This is a genomic window from Bacillus sp. JJ722, assembly GCF_036963345.1.
Classification (GTDB): Bacteria; Bacillota; Bacilli; order Bacillales; family DSM-1321; genus Bacillus_AD.
Genome location: NZ_JBALMO010000173.1, coordinates 1 through 10229 on the forward strand (window position 1 = coordinate 1; position 10229 = coordinate 10229).

Annotated in this window: 11 protein-coding genes; 8 read left to right on the forward strand and 3 right to left on the reverse strand. The window is 35.4% G+C overall.

Annotation, left to right across the window (positions count from 1 at the left end; translation table 11 throughout):
* Positions 1–22 precede the first annotated feature (22 nt).
* Positions 23–481: an OsmC family protein gene (locus V7014_RS19410; protein WP_335509412.1), complete on the reverse strand. Its 459-nt coding sequence runs from the start codon at positions 479–481 to the stop codon at positions 23–25.
* 143 nt (positions 482–624) lie between these two features.
* On the opposite strand from V7014_RS19410, the gene V7014_RS19415 reads away from it, so the two are divergent.
* The 8 genes from V7014_RS19415 to V7014_RS19450 all read left to right on the forward strand — a co-directional run bounded on the left by V7014_RS19415 (position 625) and on the right by V7014_RS19450 (position 7163).
* A complete protein-coding gene (locus V7014_RS19415; RefSeq protein WP_335509415.1) occupies positions 625–846 on the forward strand; it encodes a YdbC family protein in 222 nt (73 codons plus the stop codon).
* Positions 847–1208: 362 nt separating this feature from the next.
* Complete coding sequence (locus V7014_RS19420; RefSeq protein ID WP_335509416.1) at positions 1209–2285, forward strand: YecA family protein; 1077 nt, start codon at positions 1209–1211, stop codon at positions 2283–2285.
* Between the two features lie 487 nt (positions 2286–2772).
* The gene (locus tag V7014_RS19425; RefSeq protein ID WP_335509418.1) at positions 2773–3363 is read left to right on the forward strand and encodes a TetR family transcriptional regulator; all 591 of its coding nucleotides are present in this window, start codon (positions 2773–2775) and stop codon (positions 3361–3363) included.
* Between the two features lie 75 nt (positions 3364–3438).
* A complete protein-coding gene (locus V7014_RS19430) occupies positions 3439–3774 on the forward strand; it encodes a DMT family transporter (RefSeq protein ID WP_335509420.1) in 336 nt (111 codons plus the stop codon).
* Positions 3774–4088 (forward strand): DMT family transporter, encoded by a 315-nt coding sequence (locus tag V7014_RS19435; protein ID WP_335509423.1) that lies wholly within the window; start codon positions 3774–3776, stop codon positions 4086–4088. The genes V7014_RS19430 and V7014_RS19435 overlap by 1 nt, the downstream gene beginning before the upstream one ends.
* 240 nt (positions 4089–4328) lie before the next feature.
* A complete protein-coding gene (locus tag V7014_RS19440) occupies positions 4329–5147 on the forward strand; it encodes a 5'-methylthioadenosine/adenosylhomocysteine nucleosidase (protein WP_335509425.1) in 819 nt (272 codons plus the stop codon).
* A gap of 278 nt (positions 5148–5425) precedes the next feature.
* Complete coding sequence (locus tag V7014_RS19445) at positions 5426–6037, forward strand: histidine phosphatase family protein (protein ID WP_335509426.1); 612 nt, start codon at positions 5426–5428, stop codon at positions 6035–6037.
* A gap of 721 nt (positions 6038–6758) precedes the next feature.
* On the forward strand, positions 6759–7163 hold the full coding sequence (locus V7014_RS19450) for a DUF454 family protein (RefSeq protein ID WP_335509428.1): 405 nt from the start codon (positions 6759–6761) through the stop codon (positions 7161–7163).
* Positions 7164–7290: 127 nt separating this feature from the next.
* Here the strand turns inward: V7014_RS19450 and V7014_RS19455 are convergent, their stop codons facing one another.
* Together V7014_RS19455 and gdhA are read right to left on the reverse strand one after the other, a co-directional pair.
* A complete protein-coding gene (locus V7014_RS19455; RefSeq protein ID WP_335509429.1) occupies positions 7291–8307 on the reverse strand; it encodes an LLM class flavin-dependent oxidoreductase in 1017 nt (338 codons plus the stop codon).
* 199 nt (positions 8308–8506) lie between these two features.
* Positions 8507–9889, reverse strand: coding sequence for an NADP-specific glutamate dehydrogenase (gdhA, locus tag V7014_RS19460; protein WP_335509431.1), 1383 nt, complete (start codon positions 9887–9889; stop codon positions 8507–8509).
* Positions 9890–10229: the final 340 nt, after the last annotated feature.

Sequence of the window (10229 nt, forward strand, 5' to 3'; positions counted from 1 at the left end):
GAGGGCTCCAGTCCATACGTCGCTAAACGAGCGCTTCCGCTTTTCTAATTGTAGCTTCCAATTCTATTTCTACATTGCCACGAATAGCACGGCTAATCATGCAGGATGTTTCTGCTTTTTCCGCGAACTTTTGCGCTAGTTTGCAGTCTTGGTCGGTAGCATTACTTGTAAGGACAATCTCAGGTCGATGAATGATTTTTTTGTAAGTGATTACACCTTTTTTGACATCAACGATGCCTTCCGATGTCATTGTTAAGCTAACTTTCTCTAATTGTCGTCGCTCTAACATAGCCGCGAGTGTAATAATGTAGCAGGTTGCAGCTGCACCAAGAAGCATTTCGTCAGGATTAGTACCAATTCCTGGACCATCCATTTCCGGTGGTATGGAGACTTTTGTTTGCAGGTTACCAGTTTTAATCTCTCCCACATCATTTCGTAAACCTGGCCAGTTTGCTTGTAAATGAAAGCGATGCTCTGCCATTTTTTCACTCCTTATTTCCATTGTATTTGACTCTAGTGTAAAGGATGAAGAAGTGAAACGCCAAAAATGTATGGAGGAATTTATGATTATTTTGGGGAATAATGTTATTATCAAAGGACGAAAAAGAGTGTGGAGGTACTAACATGGCAGAGATTAAATATGAAATTAAACAACAAATCGGAACATTATCTGAGTCACCTAAAGGGTGGAATAAGGAATTAAATCTTATTAGTTGGAATGGTAAAGCAGCTAAATATGATTTGCGAGATTGGTCACCTGAACATGAAAAGATGGGAAAAGGTGTGACATTATCAGTAGAAGAATTAAAGGCTTTACGTGATTTGCTGAATGGTATGGAATTATAAGTTTGATTGTAGTGAGCGAATGAGCAACAAGTATAAAGATGAAAACACAACGATACTATAAAAATATCGTTGTGTTTTACTTTGTTTTAAAATAGGAAAGCATCATTGTTTGTTTCTCATTAATAGATGATTAGCTGTATAAATTAATAAAATGAAATAAACAACCAAAAGTGTTAAAATAAGTTTTATGTTATTAATTTGTCTAGAATTTAACTATATCTTAGTGTGAAAAGGAATGAAGTATTGCTTCTTTTTTTATTCATCGATAAAATGGTTGATGCTAGAAGTGATTGTTATCGGTATATAAGATTTACTAGTGAATATTAGTTGTTCGCTTTTTATATTAGGAGGAAAAGAAAGTAATGAATGTAGAAGTAGTGGACGAATATAAGTTAGAGACATTATTGAACACGTTAAACATGGATCAATTAAAGAATATTCGTCGTAATTTAGAATTAAAGAATATGAGTTCTTTACGTAAGAAAGAGCTTGTTGTGGCATTAAATGAGCATATCCCTCAGTCTGTGGCTAGCAAAGCAGAATTGTTAGACGTAGATCAGTATGCTGCAATTCTACGCCTTATGTCTAAAAGTGGCATTATTGAAACGGAACAGTTAGAGCTTGAAGATATGTTCTATTTAAGCAGTATTGGTTACATCCACCCAGCTGTGCAGGAAGAACAGCCAATACTAGTAATGCCTCAAGAAGTAATGGCTCAGTTCTTTAAATTAGATCCAGCTCAATTGAAGTCTTTAGTGAATAAAAATCAAAAAATCACAAACCTATTATTTGGTATGATTCGCTATTATGGAATGGTTGAAATAGCTACGGCACAATCGATGGTTGAAAATCACATTGGTGAAAAGCTTGATGCGAAATGGTTTATACAATATATCAATCATTTAGGGCAATATTATAATTCATTCAAAATCAGCGGTGATTATCTTGTAGATGATTTGATTGAGGATGTAGAAGGATTAAAGCGTCTACAATCTGCTAAAGCGGAATTAGATTACTATCCAATCCCAGAAGAATTAATGTATACAATGAATCGACATGAACATTATAATCGTACAAAGCAAGTTCAAGATTTAATTCAATATGTCAATAAACAGTATGAAGTATCTGCTGATATGATGGATGAATTAATTGGAGAATGTATGTTTATGATCCAATCCGGTGAGGCATTAGCAGAGGTTGTAGGGTTGTTTGGCAAATATCTTCAGTTTAAAGACGTAGAAGACTTACAACGATTCATTCCATTTGTTGTTAATGTTATGAATAATACAAGACTGTGGTCATTAAAAGGACATACACCAATTGAATTATCACCTCAAACTACTCCTGAAGCAAATCAAAAGCTGAAAGCGAAAGTAGGAAGAAACGAACCTTGTCCATGTGGTAGCGGGAAAAAATATAAGAAATGTTGTGGGAAATAAGAAAAAAGCGCCATTTCTTCTTAACTTTATAAAAAATGGGTGACATTGTTACTCATTTTTTTTTTGACATAAAGATGAAAAAGAGATAATATAATAAAGAAATGACCGCGGGTCATTTTTAGGTTAGCTAACCTTACACCTGCCACACGTGGTTTTTTAAGCCAATTCGTTTTGGTAACAAAAAGCGGGTTTTGAAAGAATGAATGTCTTATACCTGCGTAGTGTTTCCTTTTAGGTTTGAAGTATGAGCTTCACTTCAAAAGGACGGTGTTGGTTGATTAAGAAAGTATAGTTTTCTGAACTTAGATAAGTGTCTAGCTCCAGCGCCTATCGCCTAGCGTACTTCAGGCTTTCTCCCTACGATAAGTCAACATCGATTCGCTTATCAGCTCATCGTGTTTCCTTTATCTCAGTCGAAGTCCCTCCAGTACGTACGTCGATAAGCAAGGCGCTTCCGCTTTTCTTAGTAAAAGGTGGTTATTAGTAAATGGCGAAAAAAGGTGATAAATACGAACGAATTCTACATGCTGCTCATAAAGTAATTTCTGAAAAGGGATTTGATAAAACAGCAGTTTCAGATATTGTATGTGAGGCTCAAGTGGCTAAGGGTACCTTTTACCTTTATTTTGATTCTAAGGCAGCACTTGTACCGGCTCTAACCGAGTCTTTATTAAAAAATACAATGGTAGAAATTCAAACTCAATATGACAACTTAGAGAATAAGACAATAGAGAAGTTAATTGAAACAATTATCAATGTACAGTTTAACCACACTAATACGTATAAAAACATCATACTGCTATCGTATTCAAGATTTGCCTATGAAAAGTTTTTTAGTAAATGGGAAAGCATTTATGGACCGTATTATAATTGGTTAGAGGCACAGCTGAATCAAGGAAGGGCGGAAGGTTACATTACTGATGAGATGGATACACGCCATGCTTCTCAGATTATTATTAACCTTATCGACCACGCAGCAGAAAGATATTACTTTCAAGATCAACAACAAGATTCAATCGGGTACTACAAAAAAGAAATTGCACAATTTATTTATAGAGCGATTGGATTGAAGAAGTAGATAAGGTTGTTTTATCTACTTTTCTTATGAAATATAAAGACTGACGGTCAGTCATGAAATATGGAGAGTGAAATTATGGGTTGGGTATTAGTGTTGATTGCTGGAGCGCTAGAAGTTATTTGGGCATCTAGCTTAAAGGTTGTATCAACTCCAATCGAATGGATTATTTTAATAGCAATTATTGCAATCAGCTTCGTGCTGTTAATTATATCGTATAAACAAATACCAGTAGCAGTTGCATACAGTGTTTTCGTTGGTATAGGTACCATTGGAACATACTTTATTAGTGTGTTAATGGGAGAAGAATTTTCTTTGGTTCAAGGAATAGCGGTATTAGGGCTATTAGTTGGGATTATTGGTTTAAAAATGTCCACTAGCGACAAACCAGAGAATGAAAGGAGTCATTCATAATGGCTTGGGTATTTTTAATTTTAGCTGGACTAGAAGAAGTTGTTGCGACGTGTGCGATGAAATATATTGATGGATGGAAGCGAAAAACACCGATTGTTATTGTGGTAGTAGGATTTGCAATTTCTATTTCGATGTTAACATATTCAATGAGAGAGATTCCTCCTGGTGTTGCTTATGCAGTCTGGGCAGGAGTAGGGGCAATCGGTATTACGGCTCTTGGTGTTATTTGGTTCAAAGAGAAATTAAATAAAGGTCAAATCATATCATTAACAATTTTAATTCTTAGTGTTATTACATTAAAAATGACAACATAAAAGGTGCAGAGCGTAACGCTCTGTGCTTTTTTTTGTTAAGGTTTTTTAAAAAAAAGTTTGTGATTTAGCTTTAATGATGAATGGTTTTATGGGTGTTTAGTTATTATTTGTTTTAAAAACGAATATTACGTAGTTACTTCTTTATTAATATTCGTATTTTTAGTTGACATAGTACGCGTTATATTAATATAATAATCACTGTCGAAAGAATATAGTAAAGTATTGAAGGAGATATACAAAATGAAGAAGATTGTAGTCATTATGATGGCGCTATTTGCAATTCTTACTGGATGCTCATCTGAGGATAAGGCAAAAGAATCAGCACCAGCAAACGAGAAGAAAGAACAAGTACAACCTATCGGTATTATTGGAGCGATGGACTCAGAAGTAACGACGTTAAAATCTGAACTTGAGAATGTAAAAGTAACAAAGAAAGCTGGTTTAGAATTCCATGCTGGAGATTTAAATGGAAAGCCAGTTGTTATTGTTAAATCAGGTGTAGGTAAAGTAAATGCGGCATTATGTACCCAAATTCTAATTGATGATTTCAAAGTAAGTACGCTAATTAACACCGGTGTAGCTGGGGGATTATATAGTGAATTAAAAGTTGGCGATGTAGTGGTTTCAAATCGTGCGGTAGAGCATGATATGGATATTACCGTATTCGGTCACAAAAAAGGATATATCTCAGATATGTCTGAGAATGGTGAACCAACTTACTTTGAAACAGACAAAGCATTAGCTGAAAAAACACAAAAAGTAGCAAACGAAGTATTGAAAGAAAACAAAGCATATATTGGTACAATTGCTTCAGGTGACATCTTTGTAAGTGATGCTGATCTTAAAGCTTCATTAGTGAAGGATCACAATGCTTATGCTGCTGAGATGGAAGGTGCGGCAATCGCTCACGTTGCGAGTGTAAATAAAGTTCCTGTCACAATCATTCGTTCAATTTCTGACCTAGCAAATGGTGAAGCGAATGTAACTTATGAAGAGTTCGAAGTGAAAGCGGCTGAAAACTCAGCGAAAATTGTAATGAATCTATTAAATGAATTATAATTAACATTTTTATTGAAAGTATTATTGTCATAAACTATTAGCGGGGCTGTTTGAAAAGTGATTGAAAATCACTTTTCGAACAGCCTTTTTACGTTTTGTTAGCACTCCGAAGTAGTTTACGTGAAATAGATAAAGTGAAACTTTAATCGGTGGGAGGCGTCCATCCCCCATCTCCAATAGCGGTCACTACATACATTGTGAAGAAAAGTGATAAAATAGCAATATAGATAAAAATTACATTCAGAAATCAATCATAAATTAGTAAGGGGGAAGTCATTTTGTTAAAGTTATATGTAACAAGGCATGGAGAAACTATTTGGAATACTCAGAAAAGGTTACAAGGATGGAAGGACTCCGCATTGACGGAAAAAGGCATACACCATGCTAAGCTGCTTGGAAATAGATTGCAAGATATTGAATTTCAAGCGGTTTATTCAAGTCCAAGTAATCGAACTATTACTACTACTGAGTGTATTCTAGGTGAAAGAAAGCAGCAAATTTTGACAGATGATTCTTTAAGAGAAATACATATGGGGAATTGGGAAGGGAAGACAGAAGACGAGTTAGATGAACAAGATGTTGAAATGTATCGTGCATTTTTCTATGAACCTCATCGCTTTGAAGCAACTATTGGAGAAAGCTTTGCTGACGTACAAAATCGAGTAGAACAATTTTTACAACGTATCACTTCGGAAAACGAAAGTGGCAATATATTAGTCGTTACACATACTGTTGTTATTAAAGTGCTACTCAAACATATAAAGAACCTTTCTCTTGAAAACCTGTGGGAACCTCCATATATATATGATACTAGTTTGACAGTATTAGAGATCGATAACGGGCAAATGAAATTTGTCATGGAAGGCGATATTTCTCATCGAGAAGCATAAATCTAAAACCACTCTACTGGGTTTAAAGCTAGCTTGATAGAGTGGTTTTATAGACAGCTCTATGTGTATCTCATTAAAAATCGTTAACTCTAATAATTCGGTCGCAAACTTTAGCTTCGTTGCAGCTCACCACCAGATAATTCAATAGGGTATTTTTCTAGCCATTCTTGTTTAATTCCAAAAGGTCAATTATTATTACAAACCCCACTTGGAGTAAATCGGCCGTTACATCGATTAAGCGGTGTGATGTTACCACGAATTTGTTGAACATTGTGTCATTGGTTGACATAGCGCTGTTTTTTATCTCGTTCAAACTGGCGCTAAGACTCCACTTCAAAACGAAAGTAGAAGCGAAGACGTTAAAGCGGGAGATGAAGCTCCAGTAAGAACCCGATTGGTTCAACTAACAATCGTTGGGGGAGGACGAAAATCTCTATTAATTAAAGTTTCACTTTATTGAAATTGACTTGTAAATATCGAATATTCAAGAAAAAATAATATTGAATAGTAATGATAGACAAATACATTCATAAATTTGTATAATAACCTTGTGTATTGTAAGATTTATTGTCATATTAATATTTGACTATTGGATCGAATTTAACATGCTCAGTTATTCACTAACTGTTTTAACGATTTGAGTATGTTTTTTATTGTATAAATATATTTGAGCTACGGAGCTATTTCTATATTGATGCTAAGGAAAGAAGGAGCTGATTACTTGAAGAAAAAAATATTCTTGTCATTGGGGTGGATTAGCTTTCTATTGGGAATGATCGGTGTAGTCGTGCCACTGTTACCAACTACGCCATTAATTTTATTAGCTGCAGCTTTATTTGCTAAAAGTTCAAAGAAGAATGAAGAATGGATTAAGAACCGAAAAGTGTATAAGAAATATGTGGTTCCTTTTAAAGAACGTGGAGGATTAACCCTCAGAAGTAAATTTGAAATTGTACTTTCTACCTATACTATTTTATTAATCAGTGGTTTGGTTTTTCCTTATTTTCATGTTCGATTTATTCTTTGCTCGATTGCGTTTTGCCAATTAGTATCGATGTTCCTTATTCCTACAATAGACAAAAATGGGCAGACGAAAAAATCTAAAGCTTTATTAAATGAAGAGTAACTGTATATTGGAGAAAAGCAGTTGATTTCAGATTGAATGAGTACTGCTTTTTTATTTCAAAAAAATTCACCTACCGATAGTTAGGTAGAAAGTAAAATAACCCAATCTTAGTCGATTGGGTTATTAGTTATTTTAGAATTTCAGAAACAATTTCATAAGAGCGTAATCGAGCCTTATGATCATAAATGGAGCTATTAACAATTATTTCATCAACTTGTGTTTCATTAATTAAAGCTGTTAGCTTTTCTTTCACCGTTGACGGACTACCGATGATTGAGGCAGATGCACGAGATTGAAGAGCTTCTTTCTCCAAATCATTTGTAATGGAATCTAAATAATCAATTGGTGGTTCAAGTGGTCCAGGTGCATTTCGAATTAATTTCAAAAATTGTTGCTGCATGGATGTTGCAAGCTTTTTCGCTTCGTCATCTGTGTCAGCGGCAATAACATTTACGCCAATCATTGTATAAGGTTGAGCAAGTACATCAGAAGGTTGGAAACTACTGTGATAAAGATGCAATGCCGGCATGGTGTTTTCAGGTGCGAAATGATTGGCAAATGAAAATGGCAATCCAAGTTGTCCTGCTAATTGAGCGCTATATCCGCTTGAACCTAGCAGCCAAATAGGAATGGATAGACCTTCGCCTGGATAGGCTTTTACTGTATTGCGATTACTACTTAATGCCGGATTAAAGTAAGAGCGGAGTTCATGTAAATTCATAGGGAAATCGTTAGCACCATTACGGCTATCTCTTCTTAAAGCATATGTAGTTGCATGGTCAGTTCCGGGTGCACGACCAATACCTAAATCTATGCGACCGGGATATAGAGATTCGAGTGTACCAAATTGTTCAGCAATAACAAGGGGAGCATGATTGGGTAGCATAATGCCTCCTGAACCAACGCGGATAGATTTCGTTCCTGCAGCTATATGGCCGATTAACACTGAGGTAGCGGAACTTGCAACACCAGGGTGATTGTGATGCTCAGCTAACCAAAAGCGGGTATAGCCCCATTTCTCAACATGTTGTGCAAGATCAAGCGAATTTCGAAAAGCATCCTGTGCTGTTCCGCCTACAATAATTGGAGAAAGGTCTAATACGGAATATGTTATATCTTTAAGCTCTCTACTTTCGAAAGTCATGAGTTTATCCTTCTTTCTATATTGATATAAGTAGTATATTGAAACCTTCTTTTTCAATATATTATCAATTTTATTAGGAAAGACATAATGATTGGCTTTGAACCCATCTCAGAACACGGTACTTTTTTCAAATAGAATAAAGCACAAAAACCCAGCAATCAACTCATGATAGTTGATTGCTGGGTTAGTATTAATGATATTAAACAACACCTTGAGCGATCATTGCATCTGCTACTTTAATAAAGCCAGCGATGTTGGCACCTACAACAAGGTTACCAGGGTGGCCGTATTCTTCCGCAGCAATTACGCTGTTTTGGTAGATATTTTTCATAATTTCATGTAACTTTTCATCTACTTCTTCGAATGACCATGGCATTCTGCTGCTGTTTTGTGCCATTTCTAACGCAGAAACAGCTACGCCACCTGCATTTGCAGCTTTAGCTGGCCCGAATAGTACACCGCTTGCTAAGAATACATCGATTGCTTCAAGTGTAGATGGCATGTTGGCACCTTCACCAATTGCTTTAACACCATTTGCTACTAACAATTTCGCGGCATCTTCGTTAATCTCGTTTTGAGTCGCGCATGGTAAGGCGATATCGCAAGAGATTGACCAGATGTTTTCACAACCTTCTACATAAGTAGCCTCAGGGTGTGCTACAACATATTCTTGAATTCTTTTTCGTTCTACTTCTTTTAATTGTTTAACGGTATCTAAATTAATACCATTTGGATCATAAACATAACCGTTTGAATCGCTACATGCTACTACTTTGGCACCTAATTGATGTGCTTTTTCAATAGCGTAGATTGAAACATTACCAGAACCTGAAACAACAACAGTACTTCCATTAAAGCTTAAGCCTTTGTCTTTTAACATTTCTTCAACGAAGTAAACTGTACCATACCCAGTAGCTTCAGTTCTTGTTAAACTTCCGCCATAGCCAAGCCCTTTACCTGTTAATACGCCTGCTTCAAAGGCGCCGCGAATACGTTTGTACTGACCGAATAAATAACCAATTTCTCTAGCTCCAACGCCGATGTCACCTGCTGGTACATCAATGTCAGGACCAATATGCTTACATAATTCAGTCATGAAGCTTTGCGTAAATCGCATAACTTCCATATCTGATTTTCCTTTTGGATCAAAGTCAGATCCGCCTTTACCACCACCGATTGGTTGGCCTGTTAGGGAATTTTTGAAAATTTGTTCGAAACCTAAAAATTTGATGATGCTAGTATTAACGGAGGGATGGAAACGAAGACCACCTTTATAAGGACCGATGTTACTGTTGAATTGAACGCGATAACCGCGGTTTACTTGAACTTTCCCTTGATCGTCTACCCAAGGAACACGGAACATAATGACTCTTTCAGGTTCAGATATTCTTTCTAAAACACTGTATTTCATATATTCTGGGTGTTTTGCAAAAACTGGAACAAGAGAATCGAATATTTCCTTTACTGCTTGATGAAACTCACTTTCATTTGGGTTGCGCTTTTTTACTGCTTCATAAACTTCATTGACATAATCCTTTGCGATTTGCATAGATTCTTGTTGAATTTCTTGTAAAATAGCCATATTTATTAACTCCCCTTTTAAAAGATGTTTATTTTAATTTTTAAGCAACGGAAGAAATACATGTAAATTACGCATGAAAAGCCTTGGTAACAGTTTGGGTAATTTACATAAAATATTAGAAATTTCAGTAAATTAACTATTTAAATATAAGCTCACTGTATATTTTTTGCATAAGTTTTCTGAAATGTATTTTTAATTATACATCATGAAGGAACGAATGAATATCTTTTTAGGCAAAAAAATGTTCGTAATAGAAGAAAATTTTATAAAAAATACACACTTTATTAAAAATATGTATGTATCTGAAGGATTTTCCAAATTGATACATAGTACATTGAAT